This is a genomic window from Microbacterium trichothecenolyticum (genome assembly GCF_041938625.1).
Lineage (GTDB): Bacteria > Actinomycetota > Actinomycetes > Actinomycetales > Microbacteriaceae > Microbacterium > Microbacterium trichothecenolyticum_D.
Map to the genome: position 1 here is coordinate 882,125 of NZ_CP169427.1, position 25,345 is coordinate 907,469.

General features: G+C 67.5%; 35 protein-coding genes. All 35 read left to right on the top strand.

From position 1 onward, the window contains the following. Positions 1–64: 64 nt before the first annotated feature. Entirely contained in the window at positions 65–1,258 is a 1,194-nt protein-coding gene (tuf, locus tag ACEYYH_RS03975) for an elongation factor Tu (RefSeq protein WP_056371402.1), read from the top strand. Positions 1,259–1,447: 189 nt separating this feature from the next. Then, complete coding sequence (locus ACEYYH_RS03980) at positions 1,448–1,666, top strand: hypothetical protein (protein WP_374976994.1); 219 nt, start codon at positions 1,448–1,450, stop codon at positions 1,664–1,666. A gap of 254 nt (positions 1,667–1,920) precedes the next feature. Beyond that, entirely contained in the window at positions 1,921–5,181 is a 3,261-nt protein-coding gene (locus ACEYYH_RS03985; RefSeq protein ID WP_374976995.1) for a hypothetical protein, read from the top strand. A 517-nt stretch (positions 5,182–5,698) separates the two neighbouring features. Continuing rightward, the gene (locus ACEYYH_RS03990; RefSeq protein ID WP_374976996.1) at positions 5,699–6,739 is read left to right on the top strand and encodes a hypothetical protein; all 1,041 of its coding nucleotides are present in this window, start codon (positions 5,699–5,701) and stop codon (positions 6,737–6,739) included. 508 nt (positions 6,740–7,247) lie between these two features. After that, positions 7,248–7,556 carry a 30S ribosomal protein S10 gene (gene rpsJ, locus ACEYYH_RS03995; protein ID WP_018171443.1) on the top strand — a complete coding sequence of 103 codons (309 nt, stop codon included), beginning with the start codon at positions 7,248–7,250 and terminating at the stop codon, positions 7,554–7,556. Positions 7,557–7,564: 8 nt separating this feature from the next. Continuing rightward, the gene (gene rplC, locus ACEYYH_RS04000) at positions 7,565–8,224 is read left to right on the top strand and encodes a 50S ribosomal protein L3 (protein WP_045301481.1); all 660 of its coding nucleotides are present in this window, start codon (positions 7,565–7,567) and stop codon (positions 8,222–8,224) included. A 4-nt stretch (positions 8,225–8,228) separates the two neighbouring features. After that, the gene (rplD, locus tag ACEYYH_RS04005; RefSeq protein WP_374976997.1) at positions 8,229–8,891 is read left to right on the top strand and encodes a 50S ribosomal protein L4; all 663 of its coding nucleotides are present in this window, start codon (positions 8,229–8,231) and stop codon (positions 8,889–8,891) included. Beyond that, a complete protein-coding gene (rplW, locus tag ACEYYH_RS04010) occupies positions 8,888–9,187 on the top strand; it encodes a 50S ribosomal protein L23 (RefSeq protein WP_159846879.1) in 300 nt (99 codons plus the stop codon). The genes rplD and rplW overlap by 4 nt, the downstream gene beginning before the upstream one ends. A gap of 24 nt (positions 9,188–9,211) precedes the next feature. Continuing rightward, a complete protein-coding gene (gene rplB, locus ACEYYH_RS04015; protein WP_116194494.1) occupies positions 9,212–10,051 on the top strand; it encodes a 50S ribosomal protein L2 in 840 nt (279 codons plus the stop codon). A 12-nt stretch (positions 10,052–10,063) separates the two neighbouring features. Continuing rightward, positions 10,064–10,345, top strand: a complete 282-nt coding sequence (gene rpsS / locus ACEYYH_RS04020) for a 30S ribosomal protein S19 (RefSeq protein WP_045275479.1) — start codon at positions 10,064–10,066, stop codon at positions 10,343–10,345. A gap of 22 nt (positions 10,346–10,367) precedes the next feature. After that, positions 10,368–10,766 carry a 50S ribosomal protein L22 gene (gene rplV / locus ACEYYH_RS04025; protein ID WP_045301488.1) on the top strand — a complete coding sequence of 133 codons (399 nt, stop codon included), beginning with the start codon at positions 10,368–10,370 and terminating at the stop codon, positions 10,764–10,766. Continuing rightward, positions 10,766–11,545, top strand: coding sequence for a 30S ribosomal protein S3 (gene rpsC, locus ACEYYH_RS04030; RefSeq protein ID WP_116194493.1), 780 nt, complete (start codon positions 10,766–10,768; stop codon positions 11,543–11,545). Before rplV ends, rpsC begins: the two co-directional genes overlap by 1 nt. After that, positions 11,545–11,964 carry a 50S ribosomal protein L16 gene (gene rplP / locus ACEYYH_RS04035; RefSeq protein ID WP_018171451.1) on the top strand — a complete coding sequence of 140 codons (420 nt, stop codon included), beginning with the start codon at positions 11,545–11,547 and terminating at the stop codon, positions 11,962–11,964. Before rpsC ends, rplP begins: the two co-directional genes overlap by 1 nt. Beyond that, positions 11,964–12,278, top strand: coding sequence for a 50S ribosomal protein L29 (gene rpmC / locus ACEYYH_RS04040; protein ID WP_116194492.1), 315 nt, complete (start codon positions 11,964–11,966; stop codon positions 12,276–12,278). Before rplP ends, rpmC begins: the two co-directional genes overlap by 1 nt. After that, the gene (gene rpsQ, locus ACEYYH_RS04045) at positions 12,278–12,610 is read left to right on the top strand and encodes a 30S ribosomal protein S17 (protein ID WP_374976998.1); all 333 of its coding nucleotides are present in this window, start codon (positions 12,278–12,280) and stop codon (positions 12,608–12,610) included. The genes rpmC and rpsQ overlap by 1 nt, the downstream gene beginning before the upstream one ends. After that, positions 12,607–12,975: a 50S ribosomal protein L14 gene (gene rplN, locus ACEYYH_RS04050; RefSeq protein WP_045301495.1), complete on the top strand. Its 369-nt coding sequence runs from the start codon at positions 12,607–12,609 to the stop codon at positions 12,973–12,975. The genes rpsQ and rplN overlap by 4 nt, the downstream gene beginning before the upstream one ends. 4 nt (positions 12,976–12,979) lie before the next feature. Further along, positions 12,980–13,339 carry a 50S ribosomal protein L24 gene (gene rplX / locus ACEYYH_RS04055; protein ID WP_159846873.1) on the top strand — a complete coding sequence of 120 codons (360 nt, stop codon included), beginning with the start codon at positions 12,980–12,982 and terminating at the stop codon, positions 13,337–13,339. A 2-nt stretch (positions 13,340–13,341) separates the two neighbouring features. Then, entirely contained in the window at positions 13,342–13,932 is a 591-nt protein-coding gene (rplE, locus tag ACEYYH_RS04060) for a 50S ribosomal protein L5 (RefSeq protein WP_116194491.1), read from the top strand. Positions 13,933–14,065: 133 nt separating this feature from the next. Then, complete coding sequence (gene rpsH, locus ACEYYH_RS04065; RefSeq protein WP_116194490.1) at positions 14,066–14,464, top strand: 30S ribosomal protein S8; 399 nt, start codon at positions 14,066–14,068, stop codon at positions 14,462–14,464. A gap of 6 nt (positions 14,465–14,470) precedes the next feature. Beyond that, the gene (gene rplF, locus ACEYYH_RS04070) at positions 14,471–15,007 is read left to right on the top strand and encodes a 50S ribosomal protein L6 (RefSeq protein ID WP_116194489.1); all 537 of its coding nucleotides are present in this window, start codon (positions 14,471–14,473) and stop codon (positions 15,005–15,007) included. 2 nt (positions 15,008–15,009) lie between these two features. Then, entirely contained in the window at positions 15,010–15,369 is a 360-nt protein-coding gene (rplR, locus tag ACEYYH_RS04075) for a 50S ribosomal protein L18 (protein ID WP_045301506.1), read from the top strand. A gap of 20 nt (positions 15,370–15,389) precedes the next feature. Beyond that, complete coding sequence (gene rpsE / locus ACEYYH_RS04080; protein ID WP_374976999.1) at positions 15,390–16,064, top strand: 30S ribosomal protein S5; 675 nt, start codon at positions 15,390–15,392, stop codon at positions 16,062–16,064. Beyond that, positions 16,064–16,249 (top strand): 50S ribosomal protein L30, encoded by a 186-nt coding sequence (gene rpmD / locus ACEYYH_RS04085; RefSeq protein ID WP_018171461.1) that lies wholly within the window; start codon positions 16,064–16,066, stop codon positions 16,247–16,249. The genes rpsE and rpmD overlap by 1 nt, the downstream gene beginning before the upstream one ends. Continuing rightward, positions 16,249–16,848 carry a 50S ribosomal protein L15 gene (gene rplO / locus ACEYYH_RS04090; RefSeq protein ID WP_374977000.1) on the top strand — a complete coding sequence of 200 codons (600 nt, stop codon included), beginning with the start codon at positions 16,249–16,251 and terminating at the stop codon, positions 16,846–16,848. Before rpmD ends, rplO begins: the two co-directional genes overlap by 1 nt. A gap of 99 nt (positions 16,849–16,947) precedes the next feature. Beyond that, complete coding sequence (secY, locus tag ACEYYH_RS04095; RefSeq protein WP_045301508.1) at positions 16,948–18,270, top strand: preprotein translocase subunit SecY; 1,323 nt, start codon at positions 16,948–16,950, stop codon at positions 18,268–18,270. Continuing rightward, positions 18,267–18,860 carry an adenylate kinase gene (locus ACEYYH_RS04100; protein WP_116194485.1) on the top strand — a complete coding sequence of 198 codons (594 nt, stop codon included), beginning with the start codon at positions 18,267–18,269 and terminating at the stop codon, positions 18,858–18,860. Before secY ends, ACEYYH_RS04100 begins: the two co-directional genes overlap by 4 nt. A gap of 4 nt (positions 18,861–18,864) precedes the next feature. Beyond that, complete coding sequence (gene map, locus ACEYYH_RS04105; protein WP_374977001.1) at positions 18,865–19,707, top strand: type I methionyl aminopeptidase; 843 nt, start codon at positions 18,865–18,867, stop codon at positions 19,705–19,707. 10 nt (positions 19,708–19,717) lie between these two features. Beyond that, the gene (locus ACEYYH_RS04110) at positions 19,718–20,416 is read left to right on the top strand and encodes a DsbA family protein (RefSeq protein WP_374977002.1); all 699 of its coding nucleotides are present in this window, start codon (positions 19,718–19,720) and stop codon (positions 20,414–20,416) included. Positions 20,417–20,805: 389 nt separating this feature from the next. Continuing rightward, on the top strand, positions 20,806–21,789 hold the full coding sequence (locus ACEYYH_RS04115) for a hypothetical protein (protein ID WP_374977003.1): 984 nt from the start codon (positions 20,806–20,808) through the stop codon (positions 21,787–21,789). Between the two features lie 303 nt (positions 21,790–22,092). Further along, positions 22,093–22,314, top strand: coding sequence for a translation initiation factor IF-1 (gene infA / locus ACEYYH_RS04120; RefSeq protein WP_018171468.1), 222 nt, complete (start codon positions 22,093–22,095; stop codon positions 22,312–22,314). A 64-nt stretch (positions 22,315–22,378) separates the two neighbouring features. Then, on the top strand, positions 22,379–22,495 hold the full coding sequence (gene rpmJ, locus ACEYYH_RS04125) for a 50S ribosomal protein L36 (RefSeq protein WP_005050492.1): 117 nt from the start codon (positions 22,379–22,381) through the stop codon (positions 22,493–22,495). A 210-nt stretch (positions 22,496–22,705) separates the two neighbouring features. Continuing rightward, positions 22,706–23,080, top strand: coding sequence for a 30S ribosomal protein S13 (rpsM, locus tag ACEYYH_RS04130; RefSeq protein ID WP_045301516.1), 375 nt, complete (start codon positions 22,706–22,708; stop codon positions 23,078–23,080). Between the two features lie 33 nt (positions 23,081–23,113). After that, positions 23,114–23,512: a 30S ribosomal protein S11 gene (gene rpsK, locus ACEYYH_RS04135; protein ID WP_018171470.1), complete on the top strand. Its 399-nt coding sequence runs from the start codon at positions 23,114–23,116 to the stop codon at positions 23,510–23,512. Between the two features lie 165 nt (positions 23,513–23,677). Further along, on the top strand, positions 23,678–24,667 hold the full coding sequence (locus tag ACEYYH_RS04140; protein WP_116194480.1) for a DNA-directed RNA polymerase subunit alpha: 990 nt from the start codon (positions 23,678–23,680) through the stop codon (positions 24,665–24,667). A gap of 74 nt (positions 24,668–24,741) precedes the next feature. After that, positions 24,742–25,305 (top strand): 50S ribosomal protein L17, encoded by a 564-nt coding sequence (gene rplQ / locus ACEYYH_RS04145; RefSeq protein WP_374977004.1) that lies wholly within the window; start codon positions 24,742–24,744, stop codon positions 25,303–25,305. Positions 25,306–25,345 lie beyond the last annotated feature (40 nt).

The following is a 25,345-nucleotide window of genomic DNA, read 5'->3' on the forward strand; positions in this document are numbered from 1 at the left end:
CCCGTAGACGACCGGCGCACACCAGCGCCCGGAACCTCTACACGAACGTCCTGAGGAGGACCCAGTGGCTAAGGCCAAGTTCGAGCGCACCAAGCCGCACGTGAACATCGGAACGATCGGTCACGTCGACCACGGCAAGACCACGCTCACCGCCGCAATCTCGAAGGTGCTCGCCGACACGTACCCGTCGGCCACCAACGTGCAGCGCGACTTCGCGTCGATCGACTCGGCTCCCGAGGAGCGTCAGCGCGGTATCACGATCAACATCTCGCACGTCGAGTACGAGACCCCGAAGCGTCACTACGCCCACGTCGACGCCCCGGGTCACGCCGACTACATCAAGAACATGATCACCGGTGCCGCTCAGATGGACGGCGCGATCCTCGTGGTCGCCGCCACCGACGGCCCGATGGCTCAGACGCGTGAGCACGTGCTGCTCGCCAAGCAGGTCGGCGTGCCCTACCTGCTCGTCGCGCTGAACAAGTCGGACATGGTCGACGACGAGGAGATCCTGGAGCTCGTCGAGCTCGAGGTTCGCGAGCTCCTCTCGTCGCAGGACTTCGACGGTGACAACGCTCCGGTCGTCCGCGTCTCGGGCCTCAAGGCTCTCGAGGGCGACGCCGAGTGGACCGCGAAGATCCTCGAGCTCATGGAGGCGGTCGACGAGTCGATCCCCGACCCGGTGCGTGACAAGGACAAGCCGTTCCTCATGCCCATCGAGGACGTCTTCACCATCACCGGTCGTGGCACGGTCGTCACGGGCCGCGCCGAGCGCGGCACGCTGGCCATCAACTCCGAGGTCGAGATCGTGGGTCTGCGCCCGACGCAGAAGACGATCGTCACCGGTATCGAGATGTTCCACAAGCAGCTCGACGAGGCCTGGGCCGGCGAGAACTGTGGTCTGCTCCTGCGCGGCACCAAGCGTGACGACGTCGAGCGCGGCCAGGTCGTCGTGAAGCCCGGTTCGGTCACCCCGCACACCAACTTCGAGGGCACGGCGTACATCCTGTCCAAGGAGGAGGGCGGCCGTCACAACCCGTTCTTCACGAACTACCGTCCGCAGTTCTACTTCCGCACCACCGACGTCACCGGCGTCATCACGCTGCCCGAGGGCACCGAGATGGTCATGCCCGGCGACACCACCGACATGACGGTCGAGCTGATCCAGCCGATCGCCATGGAGGAGGGCCTCGGCTACGCCATCCGTGAGGGTGGCCGCACCGTCGGCGCCGGCACGGTCACGAAGATCCTCAAGTAAGGTTCTTCGGCGCAACTGCTGCGAGAAGCCCCCGGGAGTGATCCCGGGGGCTTCTCCGCGTTCGGGGGCCGCCTCGTGCGGCATCCTCGCGCCGTCGGACGCCGGAGGCGGCGCAGGGGTTCCGCCGCAGCATCCGTCCCGACAGGATGGGGCTGGGCGCCTCGCCGGGGGGCGCGCGAAGGAGTGAGCATGGGCGGTTTCGACGACCTCGTCAACCAGGGCAAGGACCTGTACGAGCAGAACAAGGACAAGATCGGCGAGTTCATGAAGTCCGAGCAGGCCGAGGACATCAGCGACAAGGTGCTCGACGGCGCCTCGGATCTCGCGAAGAAGGTCGTGCCCGAAGAGCACCACGGCACGATCGACGACGTCCGTGGAAACGTCGACGGAGCTGTCGGCAACCAGTAGCGGCGGAACCATCGAGAGGCGGCCCGGGGCGACCCGGGCCGCTTTCGCGTTTCCCGAGGCGGCCGTGATCGTCGCGTGAACATTGAGACTTGACGTCCTGACTCGGCGGCAATACGTTGGCGGCGGGAACACGCTTCGGCTCGTGTTTGGGGAGAACGCCGAACCATTTGGGGACGCCTACTTCGCTGGCCGTTGCGTGCTGGGAGGGGCTCCATCTGGGGCACCCTGTGTCGTTTCGACCAAGGGTGAAGGAAATGTTCAGTCGTACTTTCGTGCGCGCCTCGAAGTCTGAGGGTCTGCGCAGCCGCATGCGTCAGGAGCGGAATCAGGAGCGCAGGATCGCGCTCCAGAACCGCTGGTACGTCGGAGGACTCGCCGCGATCGTGGCGAGTTCTCTGGTGTTCTCGGGGATGTCCCCCGCGTCGGCCGAGGAGGTGACCACAGACCCCGCCGCCACGACCGAGGCGACGACGACCGACACGGCATCGACGGATGCTGCCACTCCGCCACCTGCGGAGCAGCCGGCAGCGGAAGAACCCGCGGCTGAGGAGCCGGCGGCGGATGAGCCTGCTGCCGAAGAGCCTGCTGCCGAAGAGCCCGCGGCCCCCGTGGAGGGGCAGAAGGCCGAGCAGCCGGTCGCGGCGCTTGCGGCGCCCGCGGAGGAGGAGGTCGTGGCACTCGCGTGTCCGCCGCTCTTCTACGGTTTCGAGATCGACGGCGACCGCCCGGTCAACTGCGGTGGCCAGGACTGGGACAGCGTGCCCGACGCGAGCACGAACAGCCACGGTCCGTACAAGACCACCAACGACACCAGCGACCCGTCGACGTGGTACGCCGCGGGAAGCCCGTCGCAGCACGCCACGATCCTCAACGCGCAGGCGTGGTCCACCACTGTGGACGGCGACCCGATCCTGTTCGCCGCGTGGGACCGAGCCAGCGGCACCGGTTCGTCGGGCTTCATCATCGAGATCACCAAGGCTCCGACGCGCTCCGGCGGTGAGGGCAACGTGCCCCAGCCCGACCGCTCGCTCGGCGGGACAGTCTTCTTCATGGACCAGAGCGGCAACGACGGCACCATCCTCCGGGGCGTGTGCACGTACACCAGCACCGCGAACTACCCGGGCACCTGCATCACCAGCAACTTCCCGGCGAACAGCTTCATGGGAGTCACCAACGCGGACGGCACGTTCGTCGAGGTGGGCCTCAACCTCGCTCTGCTCGCCAACGTCAAGCCCGGCTGCCCGCCGACGCTGGGCTCCTCGGTCTACATCCGCTCGTTCACCGGCAACAACAACGAGCTCGGCGGCAACATCCAGGCCTGGGCGGGTCCGCTGAGCATCACCCCGCCGTCGACCTGTGTGCCGCTGACGGCGACCAAGACCGCGGTCCCCTCGTTCGTCCGCGACTACGACTGGCAGATCGAGAAGACGGTCGACCCCGCGAGCGCCACCGTGCGCCCCGGTGAGAACGCGACCTTCGACTACACCGTCACGGTCACGCCCTCGGCGCCGATCGACTCGGGCTACACCGTCAAGGGCGTGATCACGGTCACCAACACCAACCCGATCGACGTGCCGATCACGGGCGTCACGGACTCGATCCCCGGCGCACAGTGCACGATCACGACACAGCAGCTGCCGACCGTGCCGAAGAACGGCGGCACCGCGCAGGTCGAGTACAGCTGCACGCTGCCCTCGGGAACGGCCGGCACCAACACGGCGACCGTCACCTGGGACTCGTCGGCGATCCCCGCCGGCTCGACGCAGGCGCTCGCGGACTTCACGTTCGCGGGGGTCGCGCCCAGCTCGACGACGGATGCCTCGGTGACCGTGTCCGACACGGCCCCCGAGTTCGACGGACCGGTGGTGGTGACCAAGCTCGACGGTCCCACGGTCTTCGAGTACTCGCGCGACCTCGGCGACGATGTCGCAGCCGGCGCGTGCAAGGAGTACGACAACACCGCGACCATCGCAGCGACCAGGACCCAGCCGGAGCTCTCCGACAGCGCCACCGTCGAGGTCTGCACCGGTGAGAACCTGACCATCGAGAAGAACGTCGTGGTGAGCCTGACGCGGACGTACGCGTGGGACATCGCCAAGAGCGTCGACGAGACGGTCCGGACGGTCGACGAGAACGGCCAGGCGACGTTCCACTACGTCGTCGAGGTGACTCCGGGCGCCGCGACCGACTCCGACTGGGCGATGGAGGGTGAGATCGACGTCTTCAACCCGAACAACGAGGATGTGACGGCGACCGTGACCGACGTGCCCTCGTTTGAGGGCGCCTCCTGCACGGTGACGGATGGCGTCGACGCGACGATCCCCGCGAACTCGACCAGGACGTTCGACTACACCTGCAGCTTCTCGGAGGACGGCCCGTTCATCACGGGGTCCAACAAGGCGACGGTGACGTGGGACGCCGAGGAGGCGTCGAGCCCCGACTCGAGTGCGGAGGACACCGCGCAGATCACCGAGGCCGACTGGGACATGACCCTCGTCAATGACACCATCACGGTGATCGACGACATGACCGACCCGGAGAACCCGGTCGTGCTCGGCACGGCGAACTGGGACGACGGCCCGCAGGAGTTCCCGTACGAGCTGACCCTCGACGGGGTTCCGGGCAGCTGCGTCGACTACACCAACACCGCGTGGATCGAGGAGACGGGCGAGCAGGCCGACGAGACGGTCACGGTCTGCGACTACCAGGACCTCATGGTCAGCAAGACCGCTGAGGGTTCGTTCGACCGCGACTACGACTGGACGGTCACCAAGACGGTGGACCACACCTCCGCCACGGTGGGAGCCGGTGCGTCGGCGAAGTTCGCGTACACCGTGACTGTCACGCCGACGGCCGCCATGGACTCGAACTTCGCCGTGTGGGGGACCATCTCGGTCACCAACCCGAACGACGTGGACGTCGCCATCACGCTCGAAGACGCTCTGCCGGGCGGGGAGTGCGAGGTGGGCGGGACGGACGACCTCGTGATCCCGGCCGGCGCGACCGTCGAGTTCCCGTACGAGTGCACCCTGGCCGACGCGACCGCAGAGACGGCCATGACGAACACGGTGGACATCACATGGGACGCTGAGGAGCTGCTCGGCACGTCGGGTGCCGCGGAAGCGACCGCCGACGTGGACTTCGCCGAGGTGACGCCGGCGACGACGGACGCCACGGCGACCGTGTCGGACACCGCGGCGGAGTTCGGCGGCGAGGTCGTGCTCAACGCGGTCGACGGTGAGAAGGTCTTCACGTACTCGCGGGACCTGTCGACGGTCGACGGCGCATGCGCGAAGCACCCGAACACTGCCACGGTCACCCCGTCGGACGACGAGCCCGTCTCGGCGTCGCAGTCGGTCGAGGTGTGCCCCGCGGCGCAGCCCCCGCTGCCGGCGACCGGTGGTGGACAGGTGCCGCCGCTCCTGGTCCTGCTCAGCGTGCTCGCCCTTCTCGGAGGCACGACGATGCTGATCGTCGCTCGCCGCCGCCGCGGAGAGGCCAAGGCGACCCTCTGAACGTGAGAGAGAGCGGGACCGCCCCGAGGCCCGCTCTCTCCCACACGATTCCGGCCGCGTCAGCGGAAAGGACGCGCGAGCCTCTCGCACCCCAAGGCGAGGGGCTCGTTCGTGCGCCGGGAAGGGACGGATGCCGCGGCCCGCAGCACCCGTCCCGCGCGTCGATTTCGCGCATCCGGGCGTGTCGCGATAGCCTGCACGAACGGCGGTTCTCCGCCTGTTCCGCAACCTCGGGAAGGACGCGGAACCGGATCCCATTCGGCCCGGACCGCGTGGAGTCCGACACCCGTCCCCCCACGGGTGGGTGATGCGCCCCCGCGCATCGAAGGAATGCGGTACCCCCGTGCCGCAGCAGTGACGACGTGCCCCCGCACGTCGCTGGGATGTACGGCGCGCTCTGCGCGTCGCTGGGAAGTACGGCGCGCCTCGATGGTGCGCCGCTGGGATGACGGTGCGCCTCGGCGTACCGCTGGGACGGCGCTGTGCGCCGAAAAAGGGGAGGACCACTGTGTCTGCAGTGCGCAAGCGAACATTCAAGGCATTGGCGGGGGCGCTGGTCGCCGCCGCCCTCGTGGTGGCACCGTTGGTGACCACCGGAGCGTCCGCGGAAGAGACGCAGCTCCAGGGTGAGGTCGGCAAGTTGGTGCCGTTCACCCCCGAGTCGAACGATGCCGGGTACTGGGAGAATCAGACCGAGCACGAGTCGAAGTGCTACAAGGTCGACGCTCCGGAAAGCTCTTCGCACGGCACCATCAGTGCCGACAAGAAGACGATCACCCTGAAGCCGTACGAGGAAGACTGGTGGGGCGACCACTGGGAACTCCTCGTCATCAAAGCGGGAAACACGAACAACGTCATCAACCACCCTGAGGCGGGTGTCGCGTATGCGTCACCGGAGAACGGTGGCGGGAACCAGGCGGACGTCTCGCACTGGATCGTCTGCAAGGGCGAGTACCCGACGGAGAAGCCGAAGGACAAGGTCACGGAGACCGAGGAGTCGACCACCGATTGCGGCGAAGAGGTCGTGGTCACTGTCACCACCACCACGACCACGCCCTACATCTGGGATGACGAAGCCGAGGAGTGGGTCCTCGACGAGGCCAACGCCACGACGGAGGAGGACCGCGAGACCCGCGCACTGACCGAGGAGGAGTGGGCGGACTGCAACCCGACCACGACCAAGACCACCTACGGCGAGTGGGTCGACGGTGAGTGGGAGTGCGGCGACACCACGGTGACGCAGACGCGCGAGGTGTACACGACCGTCTACCACGGCGAGGTCGCGGAGCCGACCGTCACGACCACCGAGACGCAGACCCGCGAGCTCACGGCGGAGGAGTCCGAGCAGGACTGCGAGCCGACCCCGACTCCGACCCCGACCCCGACCGAGACGCCCGTCGTCCCGGCGACACCGGCATCCAGCGACCCGGGAGCCCTCGCGGCCACGGGTGGCGGCATCAGCCCGATGTTCGCGGTCGCGGGTGGCGCGGTGCTCTTCGCCGGCATCGCGGTCGTCGCGTTCGCGGCCTACCGCCGCCGCCACGCGAGCACCGAGTGACGCCTTAGCAAGGAGGAAGAGAGGGCGGTCGCGCGCAGCGCGGCCGCCCTCTCGCGTGGGGACGCAGCATCCGTTTGCGTCCGCCCCTGGGAAACGCCCGAGCATACCCGCGTCGCGACACGCCCGAGTTTGCGACACGCCCGGGCTGCACGTAGACTAGTGAGGTTCCACATTCCGACGCCCCTCTTGGCGTGCGTCGGATCACTGCCAGGGCAGTGCATAGGCAGCCCCCGTCTGCGGAGTAGCGAATACTTCAACGGCACGGGCGCAGGGTCCTAGGCCGCGGGCAGCAGAACCACCACATCACGATTCCACCTCGAGCGGAGCCTTGCTTCGCGCGCGGGGGAGGACGGATGCCGGGACGCGGTGCTTCGGCGCGGCACCCGGATTGACAGCAGAACAGCGGTGCAGCACGCACTGCGTAAGCGGTGCAGAAGTGCCATGGCGCTTTGCGCCACGTGCGTCCAATGCCACAGGGGTATGACGCGAGAAAGAGAGTGAGCAGACAATGGCGGGACAGAAGATCCGCATTCGCCTGAAGTCGTACGACCACGAGGTCATCGACTCGTCGGCGCGCAAGATCGTCGACACCGTGACCCGTGCGGGCGCGACGGTCGTGGGCCCCGTGCCCCTTCCGACGGAGAAGAACGTGATCGCCGTGATCCGTTCTCCCCACAAGTACAAGGACAGCCGCGAGCACTTCGAGATGCGCACCCACAAGCGTCTGATCGACATCATCGATCCGACGCCCAAGGCTGTCGACTCGCTCATGCGCCTCGACCTCCCGGCCGATGTCAACATCGAGATCAAGCTCTGAGGTTCGACATGGCTGACATCAACAACAAGGTTTCCAAGGGCCTGCTCGGCACCAAGCTCGGCATGACCCAGGTCTGGGATGAGAACGGCAAGCTCGTTCCCGTCACCGTCATCGAGATCGCGCCGAACGTGGTCACCCAGGTTCGCACGCCGGAGAAGGACGGCTACAAGGCCGTGCAGATCGGCTACGGCCAGATCGACCCCCGCAAGGTGAACCAGCCCCTCACGGCCCACTTCGAGGCCGCGGGTGTCACCCCGCGCCGTCACCTCACCGAGATCCGCACCGCGGACGCCGCTGACTACTCACTCGGTCAGGAGCTCACGGTGGACGGCACGTTCGAGGCCGGCCAGCTGGTCGACGTCGTCGGCACCAGCAAGGGCAAGGGCACCGCGGGTGTCATGAAGCGCCACAACTTCAAGGGTGTCTCCGCCTCGCACGGTGCGCACCGCAACCACCGCAAGCCCGGCTCGATCGGCGCCTCGTCGACCCCGAGCCGCGTCTTCAAGGGCATGCGCATGGCCGGCCGTATGGGTGGCGAGCGCGTGACCGTCCTCAACCTCAAGGTGCACGCCATCGACGCCGAGAAGGGTCTGCTGCTCGTCAAGGGCGCCGTCCCCGGTGCTCGCGGCCGCATCGTCTACGTCCGCAACGCAGTGAAGGGTGCCTGATCTCATGGCTGACTCGACTCTCGCGCTCGACGTCGTGAAGGCAGACGGCACGGCGGCTGGCTCCGTCCAGCTTCCCGCCGACCTCTTCGACGTCAAGACGAACATCCCGCTCATCCACCAGGTCGTCGTCGCGCAGCTCGCGGCGGCTCGCCAGGGCACCCACTCGACCAAGCGTCGCGGTGAGGTCTCGGGCGCCGGCCGCAAGCCCTTCAAGCAGAAGGGCACGGGTAACGCCCGCCAGGGCTCGATCCGCGCGCCGCACATGACCGGTGGTGGCATCGTCCACGGTCCGAAGCCGCGCGACTACTCGCAGCGCACCCCCAAGAAGATGATCGCGGCCGCCCTGCTGGGCGCGCTCAGCGACCGTGCTCGTGGCGAGCGCCTCCACGTCGTGGAGTCGTTCGCGATCGAGGGTGCCCCGTCGACCAAGGCCGCCGCTGCGGTCCTGACCGCTCTGGGCGCCACCAAGAACGTGCTCGTGGTCGTCGACCGCTCGGACGACATCAGCGTCCTGAGCGTCCGCAACATCGCGTTCGCGCACGTGCTGCCGGCCGACCAGCTCAACGCCTACGACGTGCTCGTCTCAGACGACATCGTCTTCACCAAGGCCGCCTACGACGCGTTCGTCGCGTCGAAGAGCGCCGCCACCCAGGAGGTCTCGGCATGACCGGCATCAACAAGGACCCGCGCGACATCATCCTGAAGCCGGTCGTTTCGGAGAAGAGCTACGGGCTCATCGACGAGGGCAAGTACACCTTCCTCGTCGACCCCCGCGCCTCGAAGACCGAGATCAAGCTCGCCATCGAGAAGATCTTCGGCGTCAAGGTCGCAGCGGTCAACACGCTCAACCGCACGGGCAAGGCCCGTCGCACCCGCTTCGGCACCGGCAAGCGCAAGGACACCAAGCGCGCCATCGTGACCCTGAAGTCGGGCACCATCGACATCTTCACGGCAGTCGGCTGACGGTCGGGATAGAGGACTAGAGATATGGCTATTCGCAAGTACAAGCCCACGACCCCGGGTCGCCGCGGCTCGTCGGTGGCCGACTTCGCCGAGATCACCCGATCGACGCCTGAGAAGTCGCTCCTCCGCCCGCTCAGCAAGACCGGTGGCCGCAACAACCAGGGCCGCATCACCACCCGTCACATCGGTGGTGGCCACAAGCGTCAGTACCGCGTCATCGACTTCCGTCGTAACGACAAGGACGGCATCAACGCCAAGGTCGCTCACATCGAGTACGACCCCAACCGCACCGCGCGCATCGCGCTCCTGCACTACTTCGACGGCGAGAAGCGCTACATCATCGCGCCGAACAAGCTGGCGCAGGGCGACATCGTCGAGTCGGGTCCGTCGGCCGACATCAAGCCGGGTAACAACCTGCCGCTGAAGAACATCCCCACCGGTACCGTGATCCACGCGATCGAGCTCCGCCCCGGCGGCGGCGCGAAGCTGGCCCGCTCGGCCGGTGCGTCGGTTCGCCTCGTGGCGAAGGACGGCCCCTACGCCCAGCTGCGTCTGCCCTCGGGCGAGATCCGCAACGTCGACGCGCGCTGCCGCGCGACCGTCGGCGAGGTCGGCAACGCCGAGCAGTCGAACATCAACTGGGGCAAGGCCGGCCGTAACCGCTGGAAGGGCATCCGCCCGACCGTCCGCGGTGTCGCCATGAACCCGGTCGACCACCCGCACGGTGGTGGTGAGGGTAAGACCTCCGGTGGTCGTCACCCGGTTTCGCCGTGGGGTCAGGCCGAAGGCCGCACCCGTCACGCGAACAAGGAAAGCGACAAGTACATCGTCCGTCGTCGCAACGCCGGCAAGAAGCGGAAGTAGGAGTAGAGGAAGATGCCTCGCAGCCTTAAGAAGGGCCCCTTCGTCGACGAGCACCTGCTTCGCAAGGTCGTCGTCCAGAACGAAGCCGGCACCAAGAACGTCATCAAGACCTGGTCGCGCCGTTCGATGATCATCCCGGCCATGCTGGGTCACACCATCGCCGTGCACGACGGACGCAAGCACATCCCCGTGTTCGTGTCCGAGACCATGGTCGGCCACAAGCTGGGCGAGTTCGCGCCCACCCGCACCTTCCGCGGCCACGTGAAGGACGACAAGAAGGGCCGCCGCCGCTGACGCGGGGGCAGAGGAGAGAGAAATGGTGGAGTCCATCGCACGCGTGCGACACATCCGCGTGACCCCTCAGAAGGCTCGTCGTGTCGTTGCGCTCATCAAGGGCAAGCAGGCTGAGGAGGCCCTGGCCATCCTCAAGTTCGCACCGCAGGGTGCGAGCGAGCCGATCTACAAGCTCGTCGCCGCCGCGATCGCGAACGCTCGCGTCAAGGCGGACAAGGACGGCGAGTACCTGGACGAGCAGGACCTGTACGTGAAGAACGCGTACGTCGACGAGGGCACGACGCTCAAGCGTTTCCAGCCCCGCGCGCAGGGTCGTGCCTTCCAGATCAAGAAGCGCACCAGCCACATCACCGTCGTGCTCTCGACCCCCGAGGTCGCGGAGACGGCGCCGGCTGCCAAGAGCAAGAAGGCGAGCAAGTAATGGGACAGAAGGTCCACCCGTACGGCTTCCGCCTCGGCATCACGACCGACCACGTGTCGCGTTGGTTCTCGGACTCGACGAAGCCCGGCCAGCGTTACGCCGACTACGTCGCCGAGGACATCCGCATCCGCAAGCTCCTGCAGACCCAGCTCGACCGGGCCGGCGTGAGCAACATCGAGATCGAGCGCACCCGTGACCGCGTTCGCGTCGACATCCACACCGCCCGTCCGGGCATCGTGATCGGTCGCCGCGGCGCCGAGGCCGAGCGCATCCGCGCCGACCTCGAGAAGCTCACCGGCAAGCAGATCCAGCTGAACATCCTCGAGGTCAAGAACCCCGAGGCCGACGCCCAGCTCGTCGCGCAGGGCATCGCCGAGCAGCTCACCGCTCGCGTGGCGTTCCGCCGCGCGATGCGCAAGGGCCTGCAGGGCGCTCAGCGCGCCGGCGCCAAGGGTGTCCGCATCCAGGTCTCCGGCCGCCTCGGCGGCGCCGAGATGAGCCGCTCGGAGTTCTACCGCGAGGGTCGTGTGCCGCTGCACACGCTGCGCGCGAACATCGACTACGGCTTCTACGAGGCGAAGACCACCTTCGGCCGCATCGGCGTGAAGGTCTGGATCTACAAGGGCGACCTGACCAACAAGGAGCTCGCTCGCGAGCAGGCGAACGCGCCGAAGTCGGACCGTCGTCGTGACGACCGTCGTGGCCCGCGCGGCGACCGCGGCGAGCGGGGCGGCGACCGCCGCAACGAGGCCCCCGTGGCAGAAGGAGCGTCGGCGTAATGCTCATCCCCCGCAAGGTCAAGTACCGCAAGCAGCACCACCCCGGCCGTTCGGGCCAGGCCACCGGTGGCACCAAGGTGTCGTTCGGTGAGTTCGGCATCCAGGCCCTCACGCCCGCTTACGTGACGAACCGTCAGATCGAGTCCGCTCGTATCGCGATGACCCGTCACATCAAGCGTGGCGGCAAGGTGTGGATCAACATCTACCCCGACCGTCCGCTCACGAAGAAGCCGGCCGAAACCCGCATGGGTTCTGGTAAGGGTTCGCCCGAGTGGTGGGTCGCAAACGTCAAGCCGGGTCGCGTCCTCTTCGAGGTCGCCGGCGTCAACGAGGAACTCGCTCGTGAGGCCCTGACCCGTGCCATCCACAAGCTGCCGCTCAAGGCACGCATCATCAAGCGCGAGGAGGGCGACGCGTAATGGCGATCGGCACCAAGACGCTCGCCCCGAGCGAGCTCGACACGTTCGAAGACCAGCGCCTCGTCGAGGAGCTGCGCAAGGCCAAGGAAGAGCTGTTCAACCTGCGCTTCCAGTCGGCCACCGGCCAGCTCGAGAGCCACGGCCGCATCCGTGCGGTCAAGCGCGACATCGCGCGGCTCTACACCGTGATCCGTGAGCGCGAGCTCGGCATCCGTGCCACGCCCGCGCCGCTGGAGACCGCGACGAAGGCGAAGAAGACGAAGGCCAAGAAGTCGGATGAGACTTCCGAGGCCGCGAAGGAAGAGGCCGAGTGATGGCTGACACGAAGAAGGCCGCTGACGCGGTCGAGACCAAGGGCCACGAGTCGAGCGAGCACGACGTTCGCGACGCCGACGCCCGTGGCTACCGCAAGGCCCGCCGTGGCTACGTCGTCAGCGACAAGATGGACAAGACCATCGTCGTCGAGGTCGAGGACCGCGTGAAGCACCCGCTCTACGGCAAGGTCATCCGCCGCACCTCCAAGGTGAAGGCGCACGACGAGACCAACTCCGCCGGCATCGGCGACCTCGTCCTCATCAACGAGACCCGCCCGCTGAGCGCCACCAAGCGCTGGCGTCTGGTCGAGATCCTGGAGAAGGCCAAGTGATTCAGAACGAGTCCCGCCTCAAGGTCGCCGACAACACGGGCGCCAAGGAGCTGCTCACCATCCGCGTTCTCGGTGGCTCGAACCGCCGTTACGCGGGCCTGGGTGACATCATCGTGGCCACCGTCAAGGACGCGATCCCGGGCGGCAACGTCAAGAAGGGCGACGTGGTCAAGGCCGTCGTCGTCCGCACCGTCAAGCAGACCCGTCGTGCCGACGGTTCGTACATCAAGTTCGACGAGAACGCCGCCGTCATCCTGAAGAACGACGGGGAGCCCCGCGGCACCCGCATCTTCGGACCGGTCGGTCGTGAGCTTCGCGACAAGAAGTTCATGAAGATCGTCTCGCTCGCACCGGAGGTGATCTGACCCCATGGCCAAGATCAAGAAGGGTGACCTGGTTCAGGTCATCACGGGCAAGAAGCAGGACAAGGGCGGCGACCGCGGCAAGCAGGGCAAGGTCCTCGAGGTCCTCGCCGAGCAGAACCGCGTCATCGTCGAGGGAGTCAACTACGTCACGAAGCACAACCGTGTCGGTCAGTCGCAGCGCGGCACCAAGACGGGCGGCATCGAGACGATGGAAGCCCCCATCCACATCTCCAACGTCCAGGTCGTCGACCCCTCGACCAAGAAGCCGACCCGCGTCGGCCACCGTGTCGAGGAGCAGACCAAGGACGGCGTGAAGCGCACCGTCCGCGTGCGCTACGCGAAGAAGTCAGGCAAGGACCTCTGAACATGAGCACCCCCACTGCCGTGGAGGCTGGCAAGATCCAGCCCCGCCTGAAGCAGAAGTACAACGCCGAGATCAAGAAGGCGCTGCAGGACGAGTTCGGCTACGAGAACGTCATGCAGATCCCCGGACTGGTCAAGGTCGTCGTGAACACCGGTGTCGGCGAGGCAGCTCGCGACAGCAAGGTGATCGATGGCGCGGTCGACGACCTCACCAAGATCACCGGTCAGAAGCCGGTCGTGACCAAGGCCCGCAAGTCCATCGCGCAGTTCAAGCTGCGTGAGGGCCAGGCCATCGGCGCGCACGTCACCCTCCGTGGCGACCGCGCGTGGGAGTTCATCGACCGCCTCGTCAACCTGGCGCTGCCCCGCATCCGCGACTTCCGCGGCCTCTCGGGTGCCCAGTTCGACGGTCACGGCAACTACACCTTCGGTCTCCAGGAGCAGTCCGTGTTCCACGAGATCAACCAGGACAAGATCGACCGCGTCCGCGGCTTCGACATCACCATCGTGACGACGGCGAAGACCGACGCCGAGGGCCGCGCACTCCTGCGCGCCCTGGGCTTCCCGTTCAAGTCGGACGACGCGCAGGCGTAATTCCTGAACGGATGCTGCGACCGGCGCGCGAGCGGCGGTCGCAGCATCCGATCCACAACTGAATATGGCAGATCATGGAAGGTCGTCTGGCGTGTAACGGCAGCCGATACCTCGTGAACAAAGGAATCAAGAAATGACAATGACAGACCCGGTCGCAGACATGCTGACCCGTCTGCGCAACGCGAACTCGGCGCACCACGACTCCGTGTCGCTGCCGAGCTCCAAGCTCAAGACCCACATCGCCGAGATCCTCAAGCAGGAGGGCTACATCTCCGCGTGGGAGGTCAGCGACGCCCGCGTCGGCCAGACCCTCACGCTGACGCTCAAGTACGGCCCGAACCGCGAGCGGTCGATCGCCGGCATCAAGCGCGTCTCCAAGCCCGGCCTCCGCGTGTACGCGAAGTCGACCGAGATCCCCCGCGTCCTCGGCGGCCTCGGCGTCGCGATCCTGTCCACCTCCTCCGGTCTTCTCACCGACCGTCAGGCAGAGCAGAAGGGCGTGGGTGGGGAAGTCCTCGCCTACGTGTGGTGATCTGACATGTCGCGTATCGGTCGTCTTCCGATCGACATCCCCGCCGGCGTGACCGTTTCGGTCGATGGCCAGGATGTCGCCGTCAAGGGCCCCAAGGGCGAGCTCGTGCTCACCGTGGCCCGTCCCATCGAAGTCAAGGTCGAGGACAGCCAGGTCGTCGTGACCCGTCCCGACGACGAGCGCGCTTCGCGTTCGCTCCACGGCCTGACCCGCACGCTCATCAACAACAACATCATCGGTGTCACCCAGGGCTACACCAAGGGTCTCGAGGTCGTCGGCACGGGTTACCGCGTCGCGCAGAAGGGCACGGCGGTCGAGTTCGCTCTCGGCTTCTCGCACCCCGTCCTCGTCGAGGCGCCCGAGGGCATCACGCTGACCGTCGAGGGCAACAACAAGCTCACGGTCGCGGGCATCGACAAGCAGGCCGTCGGCGAGGCCGCGGCCAACATCCGCAAGATCCGCAAGCCCGAGCCGTACAAGGGCAAGGGTGTGCGCTACGCCGGCGAGGTCGTTCGGCGCAAGGCCGGAAAGGCTGGTAAGTAACCATGGCTGTGAAGTCGAAGTCCGACGCGCGCGCGCGTCGTCACGCCCGCCTTCGCAAGAAGGTCGTCGGCACCACCGAGCGTCCCCGCCTGGTCGTCACGCGTTCGTCGCGTCACGTGTTTGTGCAGCTCGTCGACGACAGCAAGGGTCACACCGTGGCCTCTGCCTCGACCCTCGAGACCGACCTGCGTGCGTCCGACGCTGACAAGACCGCCAAGGCCCGCAAGGTCGGCGAGCTTCTCGCCGAGCGCGCGAAGGCTGCCGGCGTCTCGGACGTCGTGTTCGACCGTGGCGGCAACCGCTACGCCGGCCGTGTCGCGGCGATCGCCGACGGCGCCCGCGAGGGAGGTCTGAACCTGTGAGTGACAACAAGGAGAACATCGTGACCGAGCAGGCTGCTGCCGAGGCCCAGGCCCCGGCTGCTGACGCGCCCGCCGAGCGCGAGCGCGAGCCGCGCCGCGGTGGTCGCGAGCGCAACCAGACCCGCGGTGACCGCGGTGGTCGCGACCGCAACGAGAGCCAGTTCCTCGAGCGCGTCGTCACCATCAACCGTGTCTCGAAGGTCGTCAAGGGTGGTCGTCGCTTCAGCTTCACCGCGCTCGTCGTCGTCGGCGACGGCAACGGTGTGGTGGGCGTCGGCTACGGCAAGGCCCGCGAGGTGCCCCTGGCGATCTCGAAGGGTGTCGAAGAGGCCAAGCGCAACTTCTTCCGCGTGCCGCGCGTCGGCTCGACCATCCCGCACCCGGTGCAGGGTGAGGCCGCTGCCGGTGTGGTGCTGCTGCGCCCCGCCGCCGCCGGTACCGGTGTCATCGCCGGTGGCCCGGTGCGTGCCGTCCTCGAGTGCGCCGGTATCCACGACGTGCTGTCGAAGTCGCTCGGCTCGTCGAACACGATCAACATCGTCCACGCGACGGTGGAGGCCCTGAAGCAGCTCGAGGAGCCCCGTGCGGTCGCCGCGCGTCGCGGTCTCGACTTCGACCAGGTCGCCCCCGCCCGTCTCGTCCGCGCCGAGGCCGAGGCGGCCGAGGCCGCTCGTGCTGCGAAGGCAGGTGTCTGATGGCTGCGCGCCTGAAGGTTACGCAGGTCAAGTCCAAGGTGAGCGAGAAGCAGAACCAGCGTGACACGCTGCGTTCGCTCGGTCTGAAGCGGATCGGCGACTCGGTCGTCCGTCCCGACGACGCGCAGACGCGCGGCTACGTCCGGACCGTCGCGCACCTCGTGAAGGTTGAGGAGATCGACTGATGGCTGAGAAGAACGACGCCGTCGAGGCCGAGAAGGCCCCGAAGAAGGCTGCTGCTCCCAAGGCTGCCGCCGAGAAGAAGGCTGCGCCCGCGAAGGCGTCCGCCGCCAAGGCCGACAAGGCTGAGAAGGCGCCTGCCAAGAAGGACGCTCCGGCTTCGCGCCCGGGTGTGCTGAAGGTGCACCACCTTCGTCCGGTCCCCGGCGCCAACACCGCGAAGACCCGTGTCGGTCGCGGTGAGGGCTCGAAGGGCAAGACGGCGGGTCGCGGTACCAAGGGTACGAAGGCCCGCTACCAGGTCAAGGTCGGCTTCGAGGGTGGGCAGATGCCGCTGCACATGCGCACCCCGAAGCTCCGCGGATTCAAGAACCCGTTCCGCGTGGAGTACCAGGTCGTGAACCTGGACAAGCTCGCGGAGCTGTACCCCGCAGGTGGCGACGTCACCATCGGCGATCTGGTCGCCAAGGGTGCGGTGCGCAAGAACGAGAAGGTCAAGGTGCTCGGCACCGGCGACATCTCGGTGAAGCTCAACGTGTCGGTCGACAAGGTCTCGGCTTCCGCCGAGCAGAAGATCGTCGCCGCGGGCGGCGCCGTCAAGTAATACGCACACAGTGGGGGTCGGAGCTTGCTCCGGCCCCCTCTGGGTTACCCTGGACGTCGGCACGTCTGCGTGCCGATGCCCCCCTCTGGAGGAATCCTCTTGTTCAGCGCCATCGCGCGGATCTTCCGCACACCCGACCTTCGGCGGAAGATCGCATTCACCCTGGCGATCATCGCCCTGTACCGCTTCGGCGCGCACGTGCCTGCGCCGTTCGTCGACTTCCCGAACGTGCAGTCGTGTCTGCGGCAGTCCGCGGGCACCGAGGGCCTCCTCTCGCTGGTGAATCTGTTCTCCGGCGGCGCCCTCCTGCAGCTGTCGATCTTCGCCCTCGGCGTCATGCCGTACATCACGGCGACGATCATCGTGCAGCTGCTCCGCGTCGTCATCCCGCACTTCGAGACCCTCTACAAGGAGGGCCAGGCGGGCCAGGCGAAGCTCACGCAGTACACCCGCTACCTCACGATCGCACTCGCGCTCCTGCAGTCGACGACGCTCGTCACCGTTGCGCGCAGCGGCCAGCTCTTCGGGACCACCGGTGTTCCCGAGTGCGAGAACCTCCTCACGAACGACGTGTGGTGGGCTCAGCTGCTCATGATCATCACCATGACCGCCGGCACCGGCCTCATCATGTGGTTCGCCGAGCTCGTCACCGAGCGCGGCATCGGCAACGGCATGTCGCTGCTGATCTTCACCTCGATCGCCGCAGCCTTCCCCGCTTCGATGTGGGCGATCTGGCAGTCCAAGGGCTTCGAGGTCTTCCTGCTCGTCCTGGCCGTCGGCATCGTCGTCGTCGCGCTCGTCGTGTTCGTCGAGCAGTCGCAGCGCCGCATCCCGGTGCAGTACGCCAAGCGCATGGTCGGTCGCCGCACCTACGGCGGCACGAACACCTACATCCCGATCAAGGTGAACATGGCCGGCGTCGTGCCCGTCATCTTCGCCTCGTCGCTGCTGTACATCCCGGCGCTCATCGCGCAGTTCAACCAGCCGCAGGCGGGCGAAGAGGTTCCGGCCTGGGTCGCGTGGATCCAGCTGTACCTGGTGCGCGGTGACCACCCGCTGTACATGGCGCTGTACTTCCTCCTCATCGTCGGCTTCACGTACTTCTACGTCGCGATCACGTTCAACCCGGTCGAGGTCGCCGACAACATGAAGAAGTACGGCGGGTTCATCCCCGGCATCCGTGCAGGTCGTCCGACGGCGGAGTACCTGGACTACGTGCTCACGCGCATCACCCTCCCGGGCTCGATCTACCTCGGTCTGATCGCGCTCCTGCCGCTCATCGCCCTCGCGACGGTCGGTGCCAACCAGAACTTCCCGTTCGGCGGCGCCTCGATCCTCATCATCGTCGGCGTGGGTCTCGAGACGGTGAAGCAGATCGACGCGCAGCTCCAGCAGCGCCACTACGAAGGGCTCCTCCGATGACGCGACTTCTTATCGTCGGCCCCCAGGGTTCCGGCAAAGGCACGCAGGGCATCCGTATCGCCGAAGCCTTCGGCGTCCCGGCCATCTCGACGGGCGACGTGTTCCGCGCCGCCGTCGCGGACGGGTCGGAGCTCGGCAGCCAGGTCAAGGCCATCATCGAGGCGGGCGACCTCGTCCCCGACGAGCTGACCAGCGCCGTCGTGCGCGAGCGCCTCTCGCAGGAGGACGCCGAGGGTGGTTTCCTGCTCGACGGCTACCCCCGCAACGTCGCCCAGGTGATGCACCTGGACGAGTTCCTCGAGGGCCGCGACGAAGAGCTCGACGCCGTGATCCTCCTGGACGTGCCGCGTGAGGAGAGCATCTCCCGCATCGCGGGACGTGCCGCGGAGCAGGGACGCAGCGACGACACCGAAGAGGTCATCGCCAACCGTCTGGCGATCTACGAGCGCGAGACGGCGCCCATCCTCGGCGTGTACGAGGCGCGCGACCTCGTCGTGCCGGTCGACGGTGTGGGCACGCTCGACGAGATCACCGAGCGGATCGTCTCCGCCCTCGAGGCACGCGGGCTCGTCCGCGTCCCCGTCGCCTGATCCCGTGTCGCTCCGCCGCTCGATCTACAAGTCACCCGCCCAGCTGCGGGCGATGGTGGAACCCGGGCTCATCACGGCTGCGGCGCTCGACGCGGCCCGCCAGATGATCGCTCCGGGCGTGACGACGGCGGAACTGGATGCCGCAGCATCCGCTCTCATCACGGGCCGAGGTGCGAAGTCGAACTTCCAGATGGTGCGCGGGTACCGCCACACCATCTGCGCCTCGGTCAACGAAGAGGTCGTGCACGGCATCCCCGGCGACCGGGTGCTCGCGCCCGGTGACATCCTCTCTGTCGACGCCGGCGCCGAGTACAAGGGCTGGAACGGGGACTCCGCGTTCACGTTCGTCCTCCCCGACGACAGCCGCCCCGACGTCGTCGCCGCGCGCCAGCACCTGTCGGACGTGACCGAGGGGTCGCTGTGGGCCGGCATCGCCGCGCTCGCGACCGCGAAGCACATCGGCGAGGTCGGCACGGCGATCCAGGCGCACATCGAGGCGAACTCGCCGGAGTCCGGAACCTACGGCATCCTGCGCGAGTACGTCGGCCATGGCATCGGCCGCAAGATGCACGAGTCGCCCTCGGTGTTCAACTACCGCGTCGCCGATCCGGGCCCGGAGGTGCGGCCCGGATTGGTGCTCGCGATCGAGCCCATGGTCGTGATCGGCGACCAGGCGACGTTCGTCGAGGACGACGGGTGGACGGTCTCCACGATCGACGGCACCGCCGGCTCCCACTGGGAGCACAGCGTCGCCGTCCACGAAGACGGAATCTGGGTGCTCACGGCACCTGACGGTGGCGCCGCGGGCCTTGCGCCCTTCGGCGTGACCCCGCGCGAGATCGCCTAGGAGGCGCGACATGGCACAGACGGCACGCAAGACCAACTGGTTCGCGATCTGGGTGACCCTGGGCGTCGTGGTGGCGCTCGTGCTCGTCACGGTGCTCGTCATTACCCTGAACAACGCGGCGACGCCCAAGCCGCTGCCGACCGAGGTGAACACGCCGACGTCGGCGGGGATCGACGCGGAGACCGGCGCCATCCTCGTCGGAGACGGCCCCGACCGCCTCGACACCTATATCGATTTCATGTGCCCGGTGTGCAACCAGTTCGAGCAGCTGTACGGCGCCGAGATCGAGGGCATGGTGAACGACGGCAGCATCACGCTCGGCATCCACCCGATCTCGATCCTCGACAGTCAGTCCAACGGCACCCAGTACTCGACGCGCTCCGCGAACGCCGCCTACTGCGTCGCGGCGGCGGACCCCGACGCCTCCCTGCCCTTCCTGCAGGCGATGTTCGAGAACCAGCCCGCCGAGGGTTCGAGCGGCCTGACGAACAGCGAGATCCTCGCCATCGCGTCCGGCGTGGGTGTCACGGGCATCGACTCGTGCGTCAACGACGGCACGTACGCCGGCTTCGTCACGTCGATGACGGAAGAGACCCCGATCCAGCCCGGATCCTCGGGCATCGGCACCCCGACCATCGCGGTCAACGGCCAGGTCATCGCGAACTCGCAGCTGCCGCCCGCCGGCTCCCTCGCAACGCTCTTCGAGTAAGCCTTCTGGGAGCGGATGCCGCGCCCCGCGGCATCCGCTCCCTCAATAGGTCGCGCCGCCGAGTCGTCGTGTCTCGACCGAGTCGTGGTGATTCGTGCGCCCGGCCCGTGTCGAGTGGGTCGGATCGTGTCGAGTCGAGGGCGGCCGGACTGTTGTGATGACGGATGCTGCGGCTCGCGGCATCCGTCCCCTTAAGGTGTCGCGGCGCCGAGTCGTGGTGTTCCGACCGAGTTGCGGTGATTCGTGCGCTCGAGATGTGTCGAGTGGGTCGGATCGTGTCGAGTCGCGCGCGGAACGCACGCTCCTCCACAGCGCAGCGTCGGGAGAGGGACTCCCCAGAACGGGGGAGCGGGGGCGGGTCCGCACGGCGGGCCCGCCACGCTGAGGGGATGGACATCGCTGCCGCTCGAGCCCTCCTGCAGCCACGCGGCCGGCTCGAAGCCACCGGGCTCTCCAGTCGCCGCATTGCGGCCGAGGTCGCGGAGGGGCGCCTTCGGCACATCCACCGCGGCGTCTACGTCGACGGCGAGGTGTGGCGTGGGCTCTACGCCGAGGACCGCCACCTGCTGCGGGTGGTCGCCGTGCACGATCGCAGCAGGGGAGCGGATGTCGTGCCCGCGCTGACCTCGGCCGTCGTGCTGCACGGGCTTCCGCTGTATCGGCTCGAGCCGCGGCTTGTGCACCTGTTCGGCTCCCGCGCCGACGGGCACGTGCGCACCGGAGACCGCAACGTGGCACGCCATCGCATTGCGGTGCCTGAAGAAGACCAAGACGTCGTCGACGGCATCCGTTGCACCAATCTCGCGAGGACGGTCGCCGACTTCATCCGAGCCGCACCCGAAACGGCCGGGATCTCGGTCGCCGATGCCGCACTTCGCCGACTCGCCTGGGATGACGGCGGGCACAGCTACGACGTCGATGCAGCCGGCGCCTTCGTCGCGGCGGTCGGTGAGCGGCTCGACGCGGCGGGCAGCGGTCGCGGCATCCGACGAGGCCGGCGGATCATCTCGATCGCCGACGGCCGAGCGCAGCTCCCCGGTGAGAGCGTGAGTAGGCTTCATCTCCTGGCGCTCGGGTTCGCGACGCCGCGGCTGCAGGTTCCCATCGCCGCGCCCGACGCCGGGTGGTACTACGTGGACTTCGGTCTAGACGACGTCGACGCCTGGGGCGAATTCGACGGAATCGGAAAGTACTTCTCGCCCGAGATCCTGGGCGACAGCGACACTCAGGCGGCCTTCCTCGCCGAGAAGCAGCGCGAGGACTGGATCCGCGGGACGACGAACCGCCGTTACCCCCGATGGGGGACCCCGCACATCGCGTCGGCGGCCGCGCTCGCCGAGCGGCTCGCCAGCTTCCACATCGCGGCACCGTGAGCGGTTCCCGACGCCGAGTCGAGCCATTCCGACCGATTCGCGGCGTTGCATGCGCACGAAACGCCGCGATTCGCACGTGACACCACGACTCGAGTCCGGTGCCGAGGCCCGCCCCGGACCTCGCCGCCACGGACCGGGGCCGGGCGTTCCTGAGCGCGAGCCGTGACCGCGCCGCGGGCATTTGCCGAGGCATCCACTATCACGTATGCTTGATCTTTGGTGCGTTGCGCCTGTATTGGCGTGTCGCCGCACCGAATCCCATCCACCGCAGATCGACCGGTCTGCACAAGTGTTAGCGAGCGTATGGCGAAGAAAGACGGTGTCATCGAGATCGAGGGCGTCGTGTCCGAGGCGCTGCCCAACGCGATGTTCCGCGTTGAGCTCAGCAACGGCCACAAGGTCCTCGCGACGATCTCCGGCAAGATGCGGCAGAACTACATCCGCATCATCCCCGAGGACCGTGTCGTCGTGGAGCTGTCGCCCTACGACCTCACCCGCGGGCGCATCGTCTACCGCTACCGCTAGGCCGGTCGAGAAGTAACACCCCAGGCTCCGGCCTGCCCGGTGAAGACAGCGAAGAGAAGAAATCATGAAGGTCAACCCCTCCGTCAAGCCCATCTGCGACCACTGCAAGGTCATCCGTCGCCACGGTCGCGTCATGGTCATCTGCAAGTCGAACCCGCGTCACAAGCAGCGCCAGGGTTGACGCGACGCGGCTCAATGCGACGAAGGAGCGTTGAGCCGTGGCGGGTCAAGGTTGAGCGAGCGAAGCGAGTCGAAACCCCGCGAACGCACGCCGGCTTACAACTGAATACGACTACAGGCAGCGTCAGAACCTCTCCGGAGGGGACACCTCGGGCTGGGGGCCCGGGCACCGACGCTGCTCCACACCTCCACCAACTCCCAGGAGAATCGCATGGCACGTCTTGCCGGCGTTGACATCCCGCGCGACAAGCGCGTGGTGATCGCCCTCACATACATCTACGGCGTCGGCCGTACCCGCTCGAACGAGATCCTCGCCGCGACGGAGATCGACGAGAACATCCGCGTCAAGGACCTCAGCGACGACCAGCTCATCGCGCTCCGCGACTACATCGAAGGCAACTACAAGGTCGAGGGTGACCTCCGTCGTGAGGTTGCCGCCGACATCCGCCGCAAGGTCGAGATCGGTTCCTACGAGGGCCTGCGCCACCGCCGCGGCCTCCCCGTGCGCGGTCAGCGCACCAAGACGAACGCGCGTACCCGCAAGGGCCCGAAGCGCACCGTCGCCGGCAAGAAGAAGGCGCGCTAAGGCGCGGCCCCCAGGGTTTAGGAGAGCAGAGCAATGGCACAGGCCAAGTCCGCCGCGCGCAAGCCGCGCCGCAAGGAGAAGAAGAACATCGCGCTGGGCCAGGCCCACATCAAGTCGACGTTCAACAACACGATCGTCTCGATCACCGACCCGTCGGGCGCCGTCATCAGCTGGGCGTCGTCGGGAGGCGTGGGCTTCAAGGGCTCGCGCAAGTCGACGCCGTACGCCGCCGGCATGGCCGCGGAGTCCGCTGCCCGCCAGGCGCAGGAGCACGGTGTCAAGAAGGTCGACGTCTTCGTGAAGGGTCCGGGCTCGGGCCGCGAGACCGCGATCCGTTCGCTGACGGCCGCCGGCCTCGAGGTCGGCTCGATCCAGGACGTGACGCCGCAGGCCCACAACGGCTGCCGTCCGCCCAAGCGCCGCCGCGTCTGACATCCCGTAAGCCGGGGCACCGTTCGTCGGTGCCCCGGCTCCGGCACGTTTCTTACGGATGCTGCGTCCCCCGCGCGAGCGGTGGGCTCAGCATCCCGAGCAAAACTCAACACCTCACCCACCGCACGTGTCATATAGCGGGCACGTGATCGAAAGGAACACATAGTGCTCATCGCACAGCGTCCCACTCTGACCGAGGAGAAGATCGGGGAGTTCCGCAGCCGTTTCGTCATCGAGCCGCTGGAGCCCGGCTTCGGCTACACGATCGGCAACGCGCTGCGTCGCAGCCTCCTGTCGTCCATCCCCGGCGCAGCCGTGACGTCGATCCGCATCGACGGCGTCCTCCACGAGTTCAGCACCATTCCCGGTGTCAAGGAGGATGTCACCGAGATCATCCTCAACATCAAGCAGCTGGTCGTCTCCAGCGAGCGCGACGAGCCCATCACCGCGTACCTGCGCAAGACCGGCGCCGGTGAGGTCACCGCCGCCGACATCTCGGCCCCGGCCGGTGTCGAGGTGCACAACCCCGAGCTCGTCATCGCGACGCTCAACGACACCGCCAAGTTCGAGCTCGAGCTCACCATCGAGCGCGGCCGCGGCTACGTCTCGGCGACGCAGAACCGCAACGAGTACGCCGAGGCCGGCCAGATCCCGGTCGACTCGATCTACTCACCGGTCCTCAAGGTCTCGTACCGCGTCGACGCGACGCGTGCCGGCGAGCGCACCGACTTCGACAAGCTCGTGCTGGACGTCGAGACCAAGTCCTCGATCGCCCCGCGCGACGCCGTCGCTTCGGCCGGTCGCACCCTGACGGAGCTCTTCGGCCTGGCCCGCGAGCTCAACGTCGAGGCCGAGGGCATCGAGATCGGCCCGGCGCCGGTCGAGACCGTCCTGTCGAACGAGCTGTCGATGCCCATCGAGGACCTCGACCTGTCGGTGCGTTCGTACAACTGCCTCAAGCGTGAGGGCATCAACACCGTGTCGGAGCTCGTCGCCCTCTCGGAGACGCAGCTCATGAACATCCGCAACTTCGGTCAGAAGTCGGTCGACGAGGTGCGCGACAAGCTCGTCTCGCTCGGCCTGTCGCTGAAGGACTCGGTCCCCGGGTTCGACGGTGCGCACTTCTACGGCGGCTACGACGACGAGACCGTCTGAGCCGATTGGTTCCGGATGCTGCGGCTCGCGGCATCCGTCCCCCCGACCGACTTTTCACACTGGAGTAACTGAGAATGCCCAAGCCCACCAAGGGTCCCCGCCTCGGAGGCGGCCCCGCCCACGAGCGCCTGCTGCTTGCGAACCTGGCCGCCGCGCTGTTCACGCACAAGTCGATCAAGACGACCGAGACCAAGGCCAAGCGCCTGCGTCCCCTCGCCGAGCGTCTCATCACGTTCGCGAAGCGCGGCGACCTGCACGCGCGTCGTCGTGTGCTGTCGGTCATCGGTGACAAGGAAGTCGTGCACGTCCTGTTCACCGAGATCGCTCCGCTGGTCGCGGACCGTGACGGCGGCTACACCCGCATCACCAAGGTCGGCAACCGCAAGGGTGACAACGCGCCCATGGCCGTCATCGAGCTCGTCCTCGAGCCCGTGACGAAGAAGCCGTCGGCCAAGAAGGCTGCCGCCGCGCAGGCTGCTCCGGCCGAGGAGGCTCCCGCCGAGGAGGCGCCCGCCGAGGAGACCCCCGCCACCGACGAGGCCGCCGACGCCGGCGCCGAGTCGCAGGAGGAGGGCGCCGCCGCCGAGGCTGCTGCCGAGGACGCCGTCGAGGCGCCCGCCGAGGAGAAGTCCGCGTAACGCGGATCCCGCCGGGCGCAGCAGCCCGGCACCCCTTGCA